Origin of the sequence: Oscillibacter hominis, from assembly GCF_014334055.1 — a bacterium.
GTDB classification, from domain to species: Bacteria; Bacillota; Clostridia; order Oscillospirales; family Oscillospiraceae; genus Oscillibacter; species Oscillibacter hominis.
Window position 1 is genome coordinate 385,581 of the sequence record NZ_CP060490.1, and the last position, 18,634, is coordinate 404,214.

Sequence of the window (18,634 nt, forward strand, 5' to 3'; positions counted from 1 at the left end):
GCTTGCACTGCCGGCGGGACGATGGTAGGATAAAAGAAGCCGAAAAAGGGGAGGAACCTATGAGAGCATACGACACTGTGCTGTTTGACCTGGACGGCACACTATTAAATACTTTGGATGATTTGAAGGACAGCGTCAACTTCATCCTGGAGCGCCATGGATGCCCCACCTGGGAGGAGCGGGAGCTTCGGTCCTTCCTGGGAAACGGCCTGCGGCGATTGATGGAGCTTTCCGTGCCCGGTGGGATGGAGCATCCCGGGTTCGAGGAGATGTTTGAGGAGTTCCGCGTCTATTATACGGCCCACTGTGAGCAGAAGACCCGGCCCTATCCCGGGGTGGAGGAGCTGCTGCAACAGCTGAAGGGGCATGGGCTGCGTATGGCGGTGGTCTCCAACAAGGACCACGAGGCCGTGGAGGAGTTGGGCAGGCGGTTTTTCCCCTGGCTTTCCGTCTGCATGGGCCAGCAGGAGGGGCTGCGGCGCAAACCGGCGCCGGACATGGCGGAGGCGGCCATGAAGGCCCTGGGCGCCGCAAAGGATCGGACGGTGTATGTAGGGGACTCGGAGGTGGACTTTCAGACTGCGCGGAACGCGGGGCTGCCCTGCATCCTGGTGTCCTGGGGCTTCCGGGACCGGCCGGAGCTGGAGGCGCTGCACCCAGCGGCTTTGGTGGACGATCCGCAGTCACTTTTCCTGGAGCTCACCCGGCCGTGTGGATCGGTGGAAGAGAAAAACAAAATGTGAGATTTTTTCTTGAGGTTCTTGCCAAATGGCGAATCGTGCAATAAAATGGAACTGAACAGAGTCGGATGATAAGGAGGACAGTATGCAGCAGGAGCTTTCTAAACTCAAACAGGAGAATGAACGCCTGGAGCAGCTGGCCCACCTGGACTGGCTGACCGGAATCTGCAACCGGGGATATACCCAGGAATGCGTGGATGAACTATTGTCCAACCGCCAGGCCGGCGTTTTGCTGGTGCTGGATGTGGATCGGTTCAAGCAGGTGAACGACCGGTACGGCCATATCACGGGAGACCGGCTGCTGGAGGAGATCGCTGCAAAGCTGAGGTCCATGGTGTTTCGCACCGATATATTGGGCCGCGTGGGCGGAGACGAGTTTGTGATCTTTATGCCCATTGCACAGGAGGAGCGGTTCGTGGAGGAGCGCTGCGCTCAGATCCGGGACCGGCTCCGGTTTGTGGAGCTGGACGGCCAGGAGTTCCAGCTCTCTGTAACTGTGGCCGGGGCCCTGGCGGAGCAGGGGGACGATTACCAGACGCTGTTTGATCGGGCGGATCAAATCCTCCTGGAGAAGAAACGGGCCAGAAAACGGTTTTCCACTCTTTCTGTACAGGAGCATAAAGGTATGAGCAAAAAGGGAATCGCCATTGACATGGAGCGGATCCGGGAGGAGTTGTCTGAGCAGGAGATGATTCCCGGCGCCTACTGCCAGGACTATGAGACCTTCAAAAGCATCTATCGGTTTGTGGAGCGCCGGATGCGGCGGGTCAATATGCCTGTGTGTATTTTGCTTTTCACCCTCACCGACGGGAAGGGCGAATTTCCCGACCTTCATCAGCGGGAGGCCCAGATGCACGTATTGCAGGAGAGCATTCAGAACTCATTGCGGTCCGGCGATGTATTTACCCAATATACGAGCTGCCAGTTTCTGGTAATGGTTTCCGACTCGGATTCGTCGCAGGCGGAAGGGATTGCCGAGCGGATCTCCGATGTGTTTTATCGGACACTGGATCTCTGGTCAGGCAGCCTCCTGCATCACTGTTATCCCATGCAGCCGCGTCAGGGCAGAAAATAAGCGGGGAACCCTGCGTCCCGGCGCTGCGGCGCCGGGCTTTTTTTGTGTAATGCGTGAAGAAACTGGAAAAGACTGTATGGAAATCGCTGGAGACGATTGTGTTTTACAGCAAGATGCGGTACAATGAAATAGATCATTGGTCTGAAAACATGCCGGGCAAACAGTGCTCCCGCAATGAGAAGAAGAGGTGGATGGATAATGGCAAAACGGGACACGCTTTTGATTGTAGACGATATGGAGATCAATCGTGCGATTCTGCGCGGCATGTTTGAGGATGAGTATAATATTTTGGAGGCGGAAAATGGCGAACGGGCACTGCTGTTTCTGCGGCAGTACCAGCAACAGATCACGGCGGTCCTGCTGGACCTTGTGATGCCGATCAAGGACGGCTACCAGGTGATGGAGGAGATGAACCGCAGCGATTTGATCTCCCGGATTCCCGTGGTTGTCATCACCTCGGAGGAGCGGCCTGAAAGCGAGGTACGCTCCTTTGATTTGGGAGCTTCCGACATCATCCGCAAACCATTTGAGATCCACGTGGTCCGGCGCCGTGTCAACAACGTGGTGGAGCTGTGCCGCCACAAGCTGCAGTTAGAGGAGCTGGTGGAAGAGCAGTCCGTCCGACTGCGCCAGGCCAATTCCGTGCTCATCGACGCCATGTCTTCTGTCATCGAGTCCCGCAGCCTGGAGTCCGGGCAGCACATCCGCCGGATTCGCCTCTTCACCAAAATCCTGCTGGAGGACGTGGCCAGGAGCTATCAGGAATATGACCTTCATGACCGGGAAATTGCCATCATTGCCGACGCGGCCTCCATGCATGACATCGGCAAGATTGCCATACCGGATTCCATTTTGAATAAACCCGGCCGGCTGACTCCGGAGGAGTTTGAGGTGATGAAAACCCACACCACCAAAGGCTGCGAAATCCTGGCCGGGCTGGAACGGATGCAGGATAAGGAGTACCTCGGGTATGCCTATAACATCTGCCGCTATCATCATGAGCGATGGGACGGCAGAGGCTATCCGGATGGGCTGAAGGGCGACAACATCCCAATCTGCGCCCAAGTGGTGGCCATTGCCGACTGCTATGACGCGCTCACCACGGATCGGGTCTATAAAAAGGCCATTCCCCCGGCCCAGGCGTTTACCATGATTATCAACGGGGAGTGCGGCGCGTTTTCGCCACGCCTGCTGGAGTGCTTTAAAAATGCCCAGGCCGCCTTTGCCCAGCTTTCCCGGGAGTATGCCGACGGCCGCCCTGCCGAGACCTCGGAGGACATGATGGCTTCACCGGAGAGGGAGCAGTTTACCACAGAGATCAACACGCTGGAGCAGGGGCAGTTGAAGTATTTTTCCCTGCTGCGGTATCTCGGGTCCACAGTGATGGAGGTGGATTTCAACACAGGGGTCTACCATGTGGTCTATCTCTCGGACGACAGCTTTGTTTCTCTGCGCTCCGGTACCCAGTTCGAGGACTCCATCCGCGCTTTTGCGCAGACGGCTGTGCATCCGGAGGAGCGGGACATGGTACTGGAGCTCCTTGGGCCCTACGGGCGGGAGTTCTTTGCAGAGGGGAGAATGAAGCGGACCAGAAGATACCGGGTGCTCAACCGGGCCACCGGGGCCTATGACTGGTACGAGGCGACGATGGTCCGGGTGGATTTGAACAGCCCCCGCCAGCGCAAGGCGCTGATCATCTGGCGCAGGGCGGAGCACACTCAGGCCGACTACGCCCAGATGAAATTCACACAGAACCAGATTTACGACTGTCTCTTGGAGGGTATCTATCAGTGTGAAAATGACAAGTGGTTTACGTTACGCTACTTCAACCAGGGCCTTTTGAACCTGGTGGGGTACACGGAACAGGAGCTTGCAGAGCGCTTCCACAACCGATACATAGAGTTGGTGTATGAACCGGACCGGGACTCCATGGCCGCGCAGGTGAAAGAACAGCTCAACAGCAGCAAGGTCTATAAGGGCGAATACAGGCTGGTGCGAAAGGACGGGGCGCTGATCTGGGTACTGGACCACTGCCTGCTTGCCGTGGATGCGGATGGCAGTGAGTGCTTCTACTCCATTTTGCTGGATATCACAAAGTCCAAGAAGTATCAGGAGGAGCTGAGGCTCTCGCTGGATCGCCATGAGATCATTCTCAACCAGAGCAACGACATCATCTTCGAATGGGACGTGGCCACCGACAGCATGATGGTCTCGGCCAACTGGGAGAAGCGATTTGGCTACCAGCCCATCACAGAGAACGCCAGCCGGATGCTGCCGGTTGTCTCCCACATCCACCCGGACGACGTCATGCAGATTTCCACCTTGGTTCAGGCGGCCTGTGCCGGCGAGGGATACATCCAGGCGGAGTTGCGCTTTGCCGAGGCCAACGGCCGGTACCGCTGGTGCCGGGTCCGGGCCACCACCCAGCTGGATGCCAAGCACCACCCGGTGAAGGTGGTGGGCGTCATAACCGATATCGACAATGAAAAGCGGGCCACCCAAAAGCTGATGGACCGGGCGGAGCGGGATACGCTGACCAAGCTCTATAACAAGGAGGCCGGACGCAAGCGGGTGGAGTGGAGCATTGACCACAGCGAACCCACGGACAGCTCAGCCATGCTGATCATCGATGTGGACGATTTTAAACAGATCAACGACCGGTTTGGCCATATGTTTGGCGACGCGGTGCTGGCCCGGATGGCTGAACGCATCACGGGGCTGTTCCGGGAGGGAGATGTGCTCTCCCGCATCGGCGGTGACGAGTTCCTGGCTTTTATGCCCTCCATCCCCTCCAAGGAGGTGGCCCAGGTTCGGGCACAGAAGATCATCGACTCCATCCGCTCCCTGATGCGGGAGGAGACCAAGGATGTCCGGCTGTCCTACAGCATTGGAATCGCCTATTTTCCCGGGGATGGTGAGGACTTTGACACGCTCTTCGGCCATGCCGACCAGGCGCTCTACCGGGCAAAGGCCGCGGGGAAGAACTGCTGGCAGGTTTACAGCGATTCCATGCCTACGTGGCCTGACGCCTGCGAGCCGCTGGTGGCCCGCACCCGCATAGATTCGGAGGGGTACTCCGGCGTCAACCTGGATCATCTGATCTTAGGTGCCTTTGAAAAGCTGTACAGCGCCGCAGATTTTGACGACGCGGTTCAATCCATTCTGGCGACCGTGGGCAAGGCCTTCAACGTCAGCCGGGTATACATCTTTGAGACCAGCGGCGACGAGCTTCACTGCAACAATACCTACGAGTGGTGCAATGAGGGGATCCGGCCGGAGAAGGAGAAGCTTCAGAACTACCCCTATGTGGAGGGGGATTCAGACTACCGGGACAACTTCACCGAGGGCGGCATATTTTACTGCCCGGACATCAAAAAACTGCCGGAAGGTCAGCGGGATGAGCTGAAAAGCCAGGGCATCTTGTCCATGCTGCAGTGCGCCATCATTGAGGACGGCAAGTTCCGCGGCTTTGTGGGCTTTGATGACTGCGTGCTCCACCGGCTCTGGACACAGGAACAGATTGATATGTTGGCATTTTTATCCAAGCTTCTCTATGTGTTCCTGATGCGCAGGAGGGCTTTGGACCGCCTGCGCGAATGGGAAGATAAATAAAAAAAGAAGGAGGTAAAATCCTCCTTCTTTTTTTTGACCATTCAAAAGAGCCGCAGTTGGGACTGATCCCGCCGGTCCTCGAACCGGCGGAGGTACTGAAAGACGCTCTCCGGTGTGTGGAGGACGCCGCGTTTGGCGCATTCGGTGTGAAAGAGGCGCATCAGGGAGCCGTGGCGCGGGCTGGGGCAGAAATAGCTGTCGCCGAAAGCGCGTTCGTAGCGCTGCCGCAGGCCGGGAAAATCGGCGTCCAGCCGGCTGTAAAAGTACTCCCGGTTGCCGGAGCGCAGGGTGAGGCCCATGCCGAAGCACACGATTCCCACCACCCGGGCCTCAAAGCAGCAGGAGAGGAGGCCACGGAGATTCTCCTCCGTATCGTTTAAAAAAGGGAGGATGGGGCAGAGCCAGACCACTGTGGGGATCCCCTCGTCCCGTAGCCGCAGCAGCACCTCTACCCGGCGGGCCGTGGTGCACACGTGGGGCTCCACCATGCGGCACAGTGACTCATCAGAGGTGGTCAGCGTCATCTGCACCACGCATTTCGTCTTGGATTGGATGCTGCGCAGCAGGACCAGGTCCCGCAGGACCAGGTCCGACTTGGTGAGCAGCGTGACGCCGAAGTCGTACCGGTCGATCAGCTCCAGGCAGCGCCGGGTCAGCCGCTCTGTCTTCTCCAACGGCAGATAGGGGTCGGACATGGCGCCGGTGCCGATCATGCAGCGGCTGCGCTTGCGGCGCAGCGCAGCCTCCAGGAGTTCCGGGGCGTTGCGCTTCACGGCCACGTCCTCAAAGCCGTGGCCCATCTGGTAGCATGTGCTGCGGGAATCGCAGTAGATGCAGCCGTGGGTACAGCCCCGGTAGAGATTCATCCCATTGTCAGCAGAGAGGATGGCCTTGGCCTGGAGATCGTGCATGGCCTACTCCGCCTGGCGGTCAGAGGGCGGCGCGATCAGGTGGAGGACGTACTCCATCGGTACGTCCATCCGCTTTGCGATCTGGCCGGCGCTCATGCCGGAGTCCAAAAAGCGGCGGGCCACAGCGGATATGGGCTCTCCCACCTCCACAATGTTCCGGTCCGGGTCATAGATGCGCACCACCCGTTGGCCCCATGCGTGTTCGTGGGGCGGATGCACATAGTCGGCATAGGACTGGAGGCGGAGCAGAAAGCGGTCGAACTCCTCCTCTTCAAAATAGAGCTCTCCGGCGTTGTGCCCGGTCCGGACATCCCGGCCCTGGATGAACTCACGCCACGTATCCATTGTCTGGAGGGCCAGGCAGTCGGAAAGCGTCACATTGGCACCGAAATCGGCGGTGACCGTCATCCCCAACAGGCCGCAGTAAAACTCCTTGGAGCGCTCCAGGTCTTCCACGGCAAGGAGGGTGCATTGATAGTTCATGGAATGTCATTCCTTTCTCTCAAAATTTTCAGTACGGTCTTTACCGCATTTGGGCCGCGGAGCGAATCAGGCTGCCGCTCCACGCGATCATCCTGGCGGACAGCTCCTCCAGCCGGTCCGGCGGGGTCTCCAGCAATAGCCGCTCCTCTTGTGGGAGCAGCGCCAGCAATTCACTCCGGCGGCGGGCCGGATGCCCGGATCGCAGGTAATGGCAGAGGCGGAGGGTAAAAAAAGCGGATTTCTGCAACGCAGCCAACTCCTGTGTGCTCTGCTCATGTATGAGGTTGTGGGCGCAGGCGTGGTAGATGGTGCAGGCTCCGGACAGGACACCGCGCTGCAGGGCGTCGGCGTCGATCCGGCTGCGGAGGAACTCCAAATCCCCTAAGAGCGGAGTGGTGTCCAGATAGAGGGAACAGAGATCCCCGGCCTCCCAGCCAAGAAGCTCCTCCTTTCCTCCAACAAAGCCGCACAGCAGCTCCCGGTGGGGGAGTGCGGCCACGGCCTTGCGGTAGCGGAGCATGTCCGCGGCATCCATGCGGTCCAAAATCAGCACCATGTCGATGTCGCTTGACGCGGTGGCCTCGCCCCGCCCCCGGCTGCCCTGGAGGCCGACGCAGACGATCCTCTGGGAAAATGCGCCTTTCACGGCGATGCAGTATTGGTCGATCCACTGTTCCATAGGGACCTCCTTTGTAAAATAGAGTGGAAAAAGAGAGAACGCGCCGCCGAGAGGAGACGCGTTCTTTCCAATACATCAGAAGGAGGCCCCAGGTGCTCCGCCTCCTACTGGGCAGGGTTCCCGTTAGGCTGCCGGGAAAATGACGCGGCTGCAGAGCACTTTCCCCAAGCGGGTACCAGGCACGCTATCAAATGCTTATGCCAGTGGATGGGCTCCTCGGACCCGCCGCCTGGGCGGCCATTCGCAGTACCGCGGATTTCTTGGGCGTCTTGCGGCCGCTCGATTCCGCCACTTGTGCTGCCTCCCTGGTAAAGGCGCAGATCAGCGCGGCGGAAGAGCTGCAGAAAAACCCACAAAATTGGATCAGTCCGATTCGTCGGAGACCTCCAGCAGGGTCTCCAATTCACAGCGGAAACGGCCATCCAGAAGGCTGCCGCTGCGCAGGTGGTCGAAGAAGGTGGCATATCCGTTGGGGGAGAGGAAGTGGAAAATATAGCGCTCCGGCTCTCCCATCTCCTCCATGCGCCGGTTCAGTTCCTCAAAGTGCTGGAGGGCATAGCGGTATTTGGCCTTGTTCTCTGCACTGTCGTCCCGGTCCATTTTGGTTTCCACCACCAGGTAATAGGTCATGCCGTCCCGCTCCGCCTTCAGGAAGAAGTCCGGGTTGAACTGGCCATGGTAGTACTTCCTGGTCTTGGACTTCCCGGAGCCGTAGCGGCAGCTGTACTCGATCTCATAGAAGTTCCGGTCCCGGGACTTGACCCACGCGGTGAGAAGGGCCGCGTTTTCCCGCTTCAACAGCCGGTCTATAAACTGCCGCTCCGGCTTGGAATAGGCCAGCACGGTGGTGACGGGTGTTTTGAAGAGGCAGTAGTCGATGTCCCTGCGGTAGGCGGACACGGGGAAGGTCTCGTCGTCTAAGACCTCTTCGATCACAGCGCGCTGCTCCTCGTCGGTGATCTCATTTTCCCAGTTGTTTGTCAGGTAGACGGTCCTATCCTGGCGCAGCATGCCCACGCTGGTGGACTGCTTGCGCAGGCTGGTGGTGGAGATGTCCCGGATGCTGCCGGCCACGGACTTGGAGATCACGGATTTTGACTTCTTGCGCAGCAGCGGCGTAAAGGCGGAGAGAATCTTATGGGCGTTTTTCTCCACCAACACATTGCCTTGGTTGCCCCGCTTATCCATGGAAAGCCGGATGATCCGCTCTATGACCTCCCGGGGCGGAAGGTGGTTTTGAGTATATTCCTCGTCGCCTAAACGCAGCGTCTTGCCCTCCCACTCCCGCATCCTGAATTCATCGTAAAGCTTGTCCACCACCTCGTCGATGGTCCAGGTGACGCTCTGGATGGCATAGTTGCGCTCATGGGAACTGCCGCTGTATACGGTCTCATACGTGGTGCCCTTCTCCACCACCACGGACTGGGACTCCAGGACAATGCCTTCGCTCAGGAGCCGGGTAAAATCCACGGAGTCCGACTCGCTCTTTTTTGGCACCTCGACCTGCTCGGTGGAGTAGTCGATGTTCCGGACGGTGAAGTGGTACTTGCTCCGCTCGCCGGAGGCCAGCACGTCGCTGCTGACCCGGGCCTCCACCTCCAGCACCTCGTTCACCAGCTTTTTGATCTTGCCGCTCCAGGCCTTGTGGTTGAAGACGATGACCCTGGGCCAGGCCTGGAATTGCTCCGGAGGCACCCGCAGGCCGCGGCCCAGCACCTGGGCGATGAGGAGCCTGGAGTTAAAGGCCCGGTCCTCCCAGGGGACGATCTGGAAGACGTTTTTCACATCCCAGCCCTCGGTCAGCATGGATACGGAGATGATCCACTCGGTCTGGTCCGTGCGCTGGTCCACGTAGTTCAGCTTTTGCACATTGGCCTTGTGCTCCCGGGCGGAGGTAACGATCAGCACCTTGCCCTCCTCCGCCTCCCTGGGCTGGTTTTCCTGCTTGGCAAGGAAGGTGACAAAGTCCTCGTAAAGCCGTTTGGCGTGGGCGATGTCCCGTGTCACCAGGATGGAGATGGGCTTGACCAGGGGGTAGAGCTGGACATTGTCCCGGTGGTTCTGGTAGATCTTCTGGAACCGCTCGTAGTCCCCTTTGCTGTCATCCTCCTTCACATAGTCCACATTTTTGATGACGCGGTCTTCCATGGCCTGGCGCAGGGAGTAGCGGTAGATGACGTCGGGGAAGTATTCGTCGTCGATGTAAGCGGTGCCGGTGAAGCCGAGGAGGCAGCGGAAGTCGTACTGAGGGTCCAGCAGGAACCCCTTCCACTTTTTGACGGCCGTGGTTTCCGCGCTCTTGCCGGAGGGCTTGTTGAAGAGATGGTGGGCCTCGTCGTTTAGGACCAAGGTGCGCCGGCCCTTTCCGGCAAAGCTGTCGCGGATGGAGGAGCCGGTGTTCTCATAGACCGCGTGGATGTTCTCCACGCAGAGGGCCCCCTTTTTGACGGTCTCATTTGCCGACACGATGCTGGGGTTTTTGATGACAGCCTCCTCGGGGATCAATGCCTTGAGCCCTTCGTCGCCGCTGAGGGATTCAAACTTCTCCTTCAGCCCGGACTCAATGGTCAGGGAAGGGCACAGCACCAGCACCCGGTCCACCAGCCCAAGTCCCAGGGCGATCTGGGCGATCCCGTACATCACATAGGACTTTCCGGTGCCCGTGGCCAGGTCGATGGTGGCGTAAAGCTTGTCCCGCATCTGGAGCGAATTTAGGAAGTCATCCAGGGAGAGATACTTTTCCTGAAGGCAGGTGTTGGCGCGGAAGTTCTCCCGGGCCAGATCACTTAAGGAGCCGTAGTTGCCGGCGGCCAGATAGAGGATGGCCAGCCGTATGGCCTCCTCCTGATAGGGGCGGTTGCTGCACAGCCGCCGGATGAAGGGGAGCCAGGCATCCAGGTCTATCTTGGTGGTATCGTAGACGGTGCGGACCCGCAGGACCAGCTCCGACTGCTTAAAGGATTTCACTTCTTTCATTGCGTCCCTTCCTTACAGCGCAACGCTCTCGGAAAGATCGTTGCCGAAGATATCCGTGTAAACGATCATCATGTGTGCCCCGGCGCCGGACCTGCTGAGGCGGATCAGCAGCTGATCGCCGCCGCGCTCCATCTCGTCGGGGAAGACGGAGTCCGTCATGATGAACTCGTTGCCGTTATAGTGCTTGTCAATGAACACGGCCGAGAGCAGATCAAAGCCGGAGAGGGCCTTTTCCTCGTCGGTTTTGGCGGAGCGGGGCTCATCGGAGGCAAAGGAGCGGATGGCGATGGTGATCTGGTCCTCCGTCACCGCGATGTCGCGCTCCACGGAGGGCGTGCGGTTGAAGGAAAAGCCGATGGACTCGTCCACGGCATTGACGGCGGTCTTGGACCGGGGCTGGCGGAACTTCCTGAACTCCTTCTGGTGCAGCTCCCGGATGGTCTGGTAGGGGATTTTGAGGAAGTAGTACCGGATGCCGTCCAGCTCCTCGTAGTCGGTGATGTAGTCCAGGTGGGTGGAGGGGGTGACAATGTAGACCCGGCTTCCGCTCATCCTGCCGCCCAAGTGGCTGCTGATATTTTCCAGGAAGGCGTCGTCGATGTTGGCGTCGCTGTACTGGCTATAATTAAAGATGACTACCGGGTCGCCGTCTTTTTTCCCGTCAAAGGCATATCCGCCGATCCGGTGGGGCTTCAAGTCGATGTTGAAAAGGCCTGACACAAATTCCTTGTACTTTCCGAACTCCATGTCCAGCGCCGCCTTCAGGTCATAGGCACCCAGGGAGCAGGTGAGGAAGCTGCGGGCCGGATGCTTGTAGGGCGGCGTAACCTTGGCCTGGCTGGTCAGGCTCCTGGACTTCCCGATCTCCAGGATCCGCCGCTGGCAGGTGAAGTGGGAGAGCTTGCCGATGTCGCACAGCACCCACCGGCGGTTCAGCTTTTCCGCCACCGCCGCCAAGGTGCCTGAGCCGGCAAAGCAGTCCAGCACAATGTCGCCTTCGTTGGAGGCGGCCAGCACGATGCGGCGCAGCAGTTCCTCCGGTTTCTGGGTGGGGTAGTCGATGAACTCCAAGCTGCTCTGTTTGGTGGTGGAGCTCTGGCCGATGTCCCAGACGTCATCGGCCTTCTTTTCCGAAAAGTCCTCGTAGATCAGTTTCCCGGAATCGTCCCGGGCGGAGACCAGCTTTTTCTCCTCCGCGGACCAGATGCGCTTATCCCGCTTGGTGGTCTTGTCCAGGGGGATCATCACCTTGTTGGAGGTGTAGCGGGAGGTTTTGGAATACCAAAAGATCACATTGTGATTGTTGGCAAAGCCCCGCACATTGCCCTGGAAATTATCGGGATAGTGCCATACGATCTCGTTGACGAAGTTGGCCTCGCCGAACACCTCATCCAACACGACCTTGATGTAGTGCGCCTTTTTCCAGTCCAGATGGACGAAGATGCTGCCCTCGTCTGAAAGAATCTCCCGCATCAGGATCAGGCGCTTGCGGATATATTCGATGAACTCGGACCCTTTTTTCTTGTCCGTATAGGCCTTGGCCCCATCCCGGCTTTGGAAGTCGTCAGAGGTGGCAAACGGCGGGTCGATGTAGATCAGCTTGACCCGGCCCTTGAGCCTGTCTTTGATGAGGGGGTCCTCATTTTTGTAGATGGTCTTCAAAAGCTGGAGGTTGTCGCCGAACACGATCAGATTGTTCCAGCCGTCCCGGGGCTCGGGATGGCCGGGGGCGCTGAAGACCTTTTCCACCTGAAGCGGGACAGGGAAGGAGCCGTCGTCATTTGCCAGCAGGTCCTCCTTGCGCATTTTGCCGGCATAGGCCAGCTCGTACTCCTTTTGCTCCACCGGAAAAAGCTTATAGCGGAAGTCCTCGGGAATCTCCGCCCCGGATTCGATCAGGTCGATTATGTAATCCTTTTCCGCTTTACTCAGCATGCACAATCCTCCATGGTTCCTTATCCGAACCCTCTGCCAATTTTGCTTCTAAATATACCCTGTCAAGTCCGTCCCGCCTGGCCAGTGTCTTGACCGGCTGGCATCCGGCCGTAAATGCCCAGTGGGAAAAGCAGCGGGAAATATTCCTCTTCACTATACTACAAAATCGGCCGGGCTTCAACTCAAACCTTATCCGGGCCGGATGGACGGAAGACGCAAAACGGCTCCGGGGATTGGCCCCGGAGCCGTTGGTTAGTGGAAAAAGCTCTGCCGCGGCTGGCCTCTTTCCTGTGCGTGGGCATAGCGCTGCTCCGCCTTTTCCCAATTGAGACGGGAGAGATAGGAGCGGACATACTGGGCAATATCGAACTGATGGACTGGGAGATAGGCGTGTTCCCAAAGATCCAGCACAAAGATGGGGCTGATGAAATTAAGGTCCACGGTCTCATTGTCCCGTGTGATGGCGATGTGCAGATTGCCGTTGGACTCGGTCACAAGCCACACCCAGCCGGCACCGGGAATGCTCTGGGCCGCCTCGGTCAGCAGCCGTACGAAATTCGGCACGGTACCATAGGAGTCGGCAAGCTGCTGGGTCAAACGCCCGGTGGGAGACGCCGAGCCCGCATCGCCCAATCCGTCAAAATAAAGCTGATGGTTGTAAACTGAGCCGGCCGCGTCTCTCACACGGTTCGCGTGGGCGGTGGGCAGGTTGATGTCCTGGGTGAGCAGATCCACCAAAGAGAGATGGGTCAGGCGGTGCCGCTCCACCAGCCGGTTGAGACGGTAGACCTCATTGGCATAGAATTGACCGTGGTGAAAGTGAAGGTTGTTCGAGTCACAGCATGGCAGCATGGAGTCATAGCTATAGGGAAGGGGGGTTACTTCAAAGGGATAGTACTGGTCCATTGTTCACCTCCTTTGGTACAAGGGCCACAGACACCTCATTCTATGCCAAAGGAGGTTGTTTGCGTGCACTGTGCCGCATGGGGGAGGTGCTCTACCTCTTTTTCATGCGCAGGGCGATCAGGGCCATGACGTCCTCCAGAATCTCCGGAGTGGTGACATCGATCATAAGCCAGCGCCCGCCCTGAAAGGGCTTGGCTTGTTCATAGAGCGTCCGTACATCCTCCGTGCAGGTGCACAGCAGCTCCTCCGCCTCCGGGGCCTCCCTGCCCCCAATGGAAACCAGGCAGGTAAAGCGGCCCTGTGCCGGGTAGAGGGTGCAGAGGGCGCGGCCTCCTTTCTTATATTTGAGGTTCCATCCCGGAGCGCCGGAACAGACGCTGTGCTCCAGCTTTGGGACGACTCCATAGGTGGTTTTCAGATGGCCGTGCAGCTGCTCCCACAGAGGGCTGTCCACATAGGCGGAGAACTCCGCGAGGGTCGGCTGAGCATTTTTGGGGTAGAGTGTGTTCCAATCCATGTGCAACTCCTGTTCGTTGTTTGGAGGCGGTTTACCTGCCCTGCCAGCGCTTCAGGGTGGGCAGAAACTGTCCCATCATCTGCCGGGCCTGCTGGTCGCTCATGCCGGGATTGCTTTCCAGCATGGGCCGCACGCAGATATCAATCATCTCCTCCATGCTGCCCTCAAAGGTAAAGCGGCCGTTCTCATAACAGTATTTGCAGTACTCCGTGCTCTTTGCGCCGTCGGCCTCCGTGCCGTACAGCGCGTCCTCCATGGGCATCCCGCAGCTCTGGCAAAATTTCTGATTCATAATTTTCTCCTTTCGTTTGATGCCTCTATCCTATCACGCGAAAGCTGACAACTGTCTGTCATGTTTTATGGTGTGCGGCGATTTTTTCCGCGTAGCCCGCCAGCTGCTCCCTCAGCCGCGGCGGTTCCAGGACATCCACATCGGTTCCAAAGGATAAGAGATAGCTCACGACCCAGCTGTCAAGGGGATAACTGACATCCACCAATAAAGTGCCGTCGGGATGGACCTCAATGCTCTCCCGGTCAAACTCGTCGTACACCCGAAAGGCAACACTTTGAGAAAAGCGGAGCCTGAGAGGGACGGAGGAAGCGGGCAATGGCTCCATCTCAAGAGGCGGGGGCGTATACTCGTGGGCAAATACCTCATCTGAAAGGGTGAGTTCCAGGATGCGCCCGACCTTGAACAGCCGGAAATCGTCGGCTTGGAGACAGAAAGCCTGCAAATACCAGTGCTTGTCCTTGTAGATCAGCCTCAGGGGATGGACACTGCGCCGGGTGATCCGGCCGGAGGCGCCGCAATAGGTCAGATCCAGCACCCGCCTGCCCAATATGGCGTTTTTCAGCAGTTCAAACCGGGCTGTATCCTTCCGGCGCAGCCCCCAGCGGGAGAAGTCCACTTCAATCCAGTTCTGACTGCTCTTTTGGAAGGCGGAGCCCAACTGGAAGGCGGAGCCCAACTTGTCCAACAGCGTGTTCACTGTTTGATCCGCTGCCTGCAGGCTCTGGACGGCAAACAGGAGCTGGTCCTGTTCCTCGTTGGAAAGGAGGCGCTTGTCAAACGTATACCCTGGCAGAAGTGAGATGCCGCCGCCCTTGCCGGGGGAAGCGTACACCGGCACCCCCGCCATGGAGAGGGCCTCCACGTCCCGGTAAACCGTGCGCACGGAGACCTCCAGCGCGCGGGCAAGTTCCGGTGCGCTCAGCGCGCCCTGGTTCAGCAGCAGATATAGGATTTGGAAGAGCCGGTCATTTTTCACAAGAATCCCTCCAATGTCCGAAATGGCTACAGTATACCACAGGAGGGCCGGGCCTTAAAAGAAGTTTTCAACCCGTGCCCGTTTGCATTGGAATCGAACTGCAATGCGGGTGTGATTTGGAAAGAAGGAGCAACAAAATGGGCCGCTCCGACTTTTGAAAAAAAGTCGGAGCAAACGAAACGACGTTTGCTCCGACGTGGCGCAGCGGGTGGGATTCGAACCCACGTGGGATTGCTCCCAAACTGATTTCGAGTCATTTCCCCCTTGTGATTTTTGGTGGAAATTAAGCGAAGATGGAAGTACACAACGGAAGCCCAAAAGCTGCGGTATACTGCGGATTTTGGCTTCCGTTTTTCGTTTTTATTTGAACCCACAGGGCTTTCCGAGTTCTTCCCATTTTTGCCCCGAATTATGACCGGAGGATAGAACAAGGATAGAACTGGACGCCAGATTGGGGGTATTCACACCCATACCATTTCACGAAAATGCAAATCACCATTTTGATTAGACAACTTGATCTTATTTGAACCCACTTCAAAATCCAATATTTTACACACCAGTGAAGTACCTCACCTACCAATGACAGATGAACAAGAAAGTGAGTGCTGCACATGGATTTGACTAAGTATTACCCCGACATCGTCGCAAAGTATCCCGCCTATGTAACCAAACGGGAACTATGCGAGATCTGCCACATCTGTCCCAAGACCGCCTACAATTTGGAGCAACAAGGTGAGATTCCCTACACCATTGAGCAAAACCACCTGATCCGTAGCCACAAAATCAAGCTGACGGACATTCTTGCCTATCTCTATCGGCGTGAGTGCAGACAGGAAGCAGACAGTCCCTATATCTGTGCTATGAGAACATTCTATGACGAACACCTCTCTCCCTACTCAGACCTGCTTTCCGTAAAGGATATTCAGCAGATTACAGGCTTTTCGTCCTCGGCAATCGTGCGGTGGATCAGCACAGGGATTCTGAAGGCTTTCCAGCCCGGAAAGCAGTACACCGTCCCAAAGGATTTTATGCTGGACTTTCTGATAAGCCCATATTACCGCCGTATCCGCCGAAAGACCCCTCTCCAAAAGGAATTGATGGATACATTTGAGCGTCTGTGGCAGGAAAAAGGAGGCGAGTGATGTGGCACAGGTATCCAAGTATCGCTATTTGCTGAATCAGTACCCAGAAACAGTCCAAAAAGAGCAATTCCGCATTATCTGTCATATCAGCAAACGCACAGCTCGTTATCTGCTGCAATCCGGTCTGGTTCCCTGCGTACAGAGTGGGAAAAAGACCCGGAATTACACCATAAAGATGAAAGACATAGTTCGCTACCTTGAGCGCAGGGAAATCCACCCCGAAAAATACAAACTTCCCCCCGGCTCATATAGCGGGACATACGCAGTCAAGCCCCTGCTTCCCGAATCTGTGACAACGGAGGAACTGCGAAAATACTACATAGAGAGTTTCCGGGACATTCCCGACATAGTTTCCACGAGAGAGGCCGCGGAATTAACAGGCGCCACGGCATCTACGGTCGCAAAATGGATCAGAACGAAAAAGCTAAAAGCTCTTTCACATGGTCCGGCATTTATCATCCCGAAGGTCAATCTGATCGACTTTATGGCCAGTGACGCATACTTGAACAAACGCTTGAAATCACAAAAATTCCACGAAAATATAGGAGGTTTTCTATCATGGAAAGCGGGAAAATAATTGTTGTAGCCAACCAGAAAGGTGGGGTAGCCAAGACCAGCACGGTCCGAAATCTGTCCTATGCGCTGGCCGAGATGGGCAAGAAGGTCTTGGTAGTTGACTTTGACCCCCAGTATAACCTCACCACCAGTTTCGGTGTCCTGCCGACCCAGGCGCCCTATAATACCGGGACTCTTATCACCAATCTGCTTCTGGACGAATCTCTGCCGGATACCAACGAGTTCATCCAGAAAATCGGCTCTGTGGACTTGATCCCTTCCAGCCGATCTCTCACCGTTGCGGAGGCAAATCTGCTGATGACACCGGACAGCAATGACTACCTGGCCGCTCTGCTGAACCCTCTGCGGCTGTCCTACGATTACATTATCGTGGACACCAACCCCTCTCTCGGCTCGTTGACTATCAACGCTTTAACGGCTGCCGACGAGGTAATCATCCCGATTGACCCGGAACTGTTCGCTCTGACCGGTTTACAGGCGTTGGTGGACACCATCCAGAAAATCAAGCGGAAATTAAATCCCAGCATTGAGATCGGCGGTATCCTGTTCACCAAATGCAACAAGCGGACGAACCTGTATCGCCGTACATACGGTCAGGTCACAAAGGCGTTCCAATCGCTCCCCATCTTCAACTGTCAGATTCCCTACACGGTCAAGGTGGGGGACGCAAACAGCTACGGAATGAGCGTCATGGAACTGGAGCAGGCAAACCCCGCCTCTCTTGCCTATCTGGAACTTGCAAAGGAGGTGCTGGCAAATGCCTAAAATCAATCCGCGCATCAAGTCCATTGACGATCTTCTGGGCTTGGATGCCGCAGAAGAAAGACCTATTGAACCCACCCCTTCCGTATCCTTGCCGACCAAGAACACCATCATCACCCTTCCCCCGCAGGCCATTCGTGCTTTCCGAGGCCATCCGTTCCGGCTGTATGAGGGCGACCGGCTCAATGATCTGGTAGAAAGCATTTCGGAACATGGGGTCCTGAATCCCGCCATCATCCGCAAGATCGAACGGGATGAAGATGGCTTTGAGTATGAAATGCTGGCCGGTCATAACCGGCAGAACGCCGCAGCCATTGCAAACCGTGAACTTCCCTGTATCGTCAAGGAAAATCTCTCCGATGAAGATGCTTGGATTTATGTGATCGAAACCAATGTCCTGCAACGCTCCTTCTCCGAAATGCTGCCCTCTGAAAAAGCGGCGGTGCTGACTCTGCGCTATTCCAAAATGATCTGTCAGGGGCGCCGGAACGATATTGTCGAGGAGTTGAAACGGCTTGAAAACCCTGATGAAATCAGGGAAAACGGGACTTGTGGCATCGAGTGCCACAAGTCGAAAAGCCGTGATGTTGTGGGCGCAGAATATGACCTGAAAGGCCGTGCTGTTGCAAACTATCTCCGCATCAATGAGTTGATTACTCCGCTGAAAAGGCGAATTGATGATGCCGAGTTCCCGATTGTGGTAGCTGTGCAGCTCTCTTATCTGACCGAGCAGGAACAGCAGATGGTTGACGATGTGCTTTCGGAAAGCGAGTACAAGGTCAATGAGGGAAAGGTTGTCCTGCTGCGGGAATATACCGGAAAGCTGACCCCGGAGCGTACCGAACAGATTTTGTCCGGCGAGTTTAACCGGAAACCCAAGAAATCCACGGCTACGGCGTTCAAGGTCAAACCGGCGATTTACAAGAAATACTTTACCGCCAGCATTAGCCAGAAAGAGTTCGACAGCATTGTGGACGAGGCGCTTGCCCTCTACTTTGCTCAGAAAGGACATGAGTCCGAGCAAGAGGCCGGATAACCGGCCATAATCACCA

Annotated in this window: 16 protein-coding genes and 1 tRNA gene; 7 read left to right on the forward strand and 10 right to left on the reverse strand. The window is 56.9% G+C overall.

What is annotated here, in order from left to right; all coding sequences use genetic code 11:
• Positions 1-59: 59 nt before the first annotated feature.
• The 3 genes from H8790_RS01980 (at position 60) to H8790_RS01990 (ending at position 5,427) form a co-directional block, all read left to right on the forward strand.
• The gene (locus tag H8790_RS01980; protein WP_187333429.1) at positions 60-743 is read left to right on the forward strand and encodes an HAD family hydrolase; all 684 of its coding nucleotides are present in this window, start codon (positions 60-62) and stop codon (positions 741-743) included.
• An 82-nt stretch (positions 744-825) separates the two neighbouring features.
• The gene (locus H8790_RS01985) at positions 826-1,815 is read left to right on the forward strand and encodes a GGDEF domain-containing protein (RefSeq protein ID WP_187333430.1); all 990 of its coding nucleotides are present in this window, start codon (positions 826-828) and stop codon (positions 1,813-1,815) included.
• A 198-nt stretch (positions 1,816-2,013) separates the two neighbouring features.
• Positions 2,014-5,427, forward strand: a complete 3,414-nt coding sequence (locus tag H8790_RS01990; protein ID WP_187333431.1) for a sensor domain-containing diguanylate cyclase/phosphohydrolase — start codon at positions 2,014-2,016, stop codon at positions 5,425-5,427.
• Positions 5,428-5,468: 41 nt separating this feature from the next.
• Here H8790_RS01990 and H8790_RS01995 read toward each other — a convergent pair whose 3' ends face one another.
• From H8790_RS01995 to H8790_RS02040, 10 genes are all read right to left on the reverse strand, one after another.
• Positions 5,469-6,338 carry an SPL family radical SAM protein gene (locus H8790_RS01995; RefSeq protein WP_187333432.1) on the reverse strand — a complete coding sequence of 290 codons (870 nt, stop codon included), beginning with the start codon at positions 6,336-6,338 and terminating at the stop codon, positions 5,469-5,471.
• Positions 6,339-6,341: 3 nt separating this feature from the next.
• Positions 6,342-6,821, reverse strand: a complete 480-nt coding sequence (locus tag H8790_RS02000; RefSeq protein ID WP_187333433.1) for a VOC family protein — start codon at positions 6,819-6,821, stop codon at positions 6,342-6,344.
• A 40-nt stretch (positions 6,822-6,861) separates the two neighbouring features.
• Positions 6,862-7,500 carry a nucleotidyltransferase domain-containing protein gene (locus tag H8790_RS02005; protein ID WP_187333434.1) on the reverse strand — a complete coding sequence of 213 codons (639 nt, stop codon included), beginning with the start codon at positions 7,498-7,500 and terminating at the stop codon, positions 6,862-6,864.
• 363 nt (positions 7,501-7,863) lie between these two features.
• Positions 7,864-10,476, reverse strand: coding sequence for a DEAD/DEAH box helicase family protein (locus H8790_RS02010; RefSeq protein ID WP_187333435.1), 2,613 nt, complete (start codon positions 10,474-10,476; stop codon positions 7,864-7,866).
• A 12-nt stretch (positions 10,477-10,488) separates the two neighbouring features.
• Positions 10,489-12,411, reverse strand: a complete 1,923-nt coding sequence (locus tag H8790_RS02015; protein ID WP_187333436.1) for a site-specific DNA-methyltransferase — start codon at positions 12,409-12,411, stop codon at positions 10,489-10,491.
• 252 nt (positions 12,412-12,663) lie between these two features.
• Positions 12,664-13,317 (reverse strand): superoxide dismutase, encoded by a 654-nt coding sequence (locus H8790_RS02020; protein ID WP_187333437.1) that lies wholly within the window; start codon positions 13,315-13,317, stop codon positions 12,664-12,666.
• 91 nt (positions 13,318-13,408) lie between these two features.
• On the reverse strand, positions 13,409-13,834 hold the full coding sequence (locus H8790_RS02025; RefSeq protein WP_187333438.1) for a DUF3788 domain-containing protein: 426 nt from the start codon (positions 13,832-13,834) through the stop codon (positions 13,409-13,411).
• A gap of 31 nt (positions 13,835-13,865) precedes the next feature.
• Positions 13,866-14,126 (reverse strand): zinc ribbon domain-containing protein, encoded by a 261-nt coding sequence (locus H8790_RS02030; RefSeq protein ID WP_187333439.1) that lies wholly within the window; start codon positions 14,124-14,126, stop codon positions 13,866-13,868.
• Positions 14,127-14,184: 58 nt separating this feature from the next.
• Complete coding sequence (locus tag H8790_RS02035) at positions 14,185-15,102, reverse strand: helix-turn-helix transcriptional regulator (RefSeq protein WP_187333440.1); 918 nt, start codon at positions 15,100-15,102, stop codon at positions 14,185-14,187.
• A 197-nt stretch (positions 15,103-15,299) separates the two neighbouring features.
• Positions 15,300-15,427: transfer RNA gene (locus H8790_RS02040), tRNA-Ser, on the reverse strand.
• A 286-nt stretch (positions 15,428-15,713) separates the two neighbouring features.
• Here H8790_RS02040 and H8790_RS02045 point away from each other — a divergent pair.
• The 4 genes from H8790_RS02045 to H8790_RS02060 are packed head-to-tail and all read left to right on the forward strand — an operon-like array spanning position 15,714 to position 18,618.
• Entirely contained in the window at positions 15,714-16,244 is a 531-nt protein-coding gene (locus tag H8790_RS02045) for a helix-turn-helix domain-containing protein (protein ID WP_025544194.1), read from the forward strand.
• A 1-nt stretch (position 16,245) separates the two neighbouring features.
• Positions 16,246-16,821: a helix-turn-helix domain-containing protein gene (locus H8790_RS02050; protein WP_006354099.1), complete on the forward strand. Its 576-nt coding sequence runs from the start codon at positions 16,246-16,248 to the stop codon at positions 16,819-16,821.
• Positions 16,803-17,585, forward strand: coding sequence for a ParA family protein (locus tag H8790_RS02055; RefSeq protein ID WP_187333441.1), 783 nt, complete (start codon positions 16,803-16,805; stop codon positions 17,583-17,585). The genes H8790_RS02050 and H8790_RS02055 overlap by 19 nt, the downstream gene beginning before the upstream one ends.
• Entirely contained in the window at positions 17,578-18,618 is a 1,041-nt protein-coding gene (locus H8790_RS02060) for a ParB N-terminal domain-containing protein (protein WP_187333442.1), read from the forward strand. The genes H8790_RS02055 and H8790_RS02060 overlap by 8 nt, the downstream gene beginning before the upstream one ends.
• Positions 18,619-18,634: the final 16 nt, after the last annotated feature.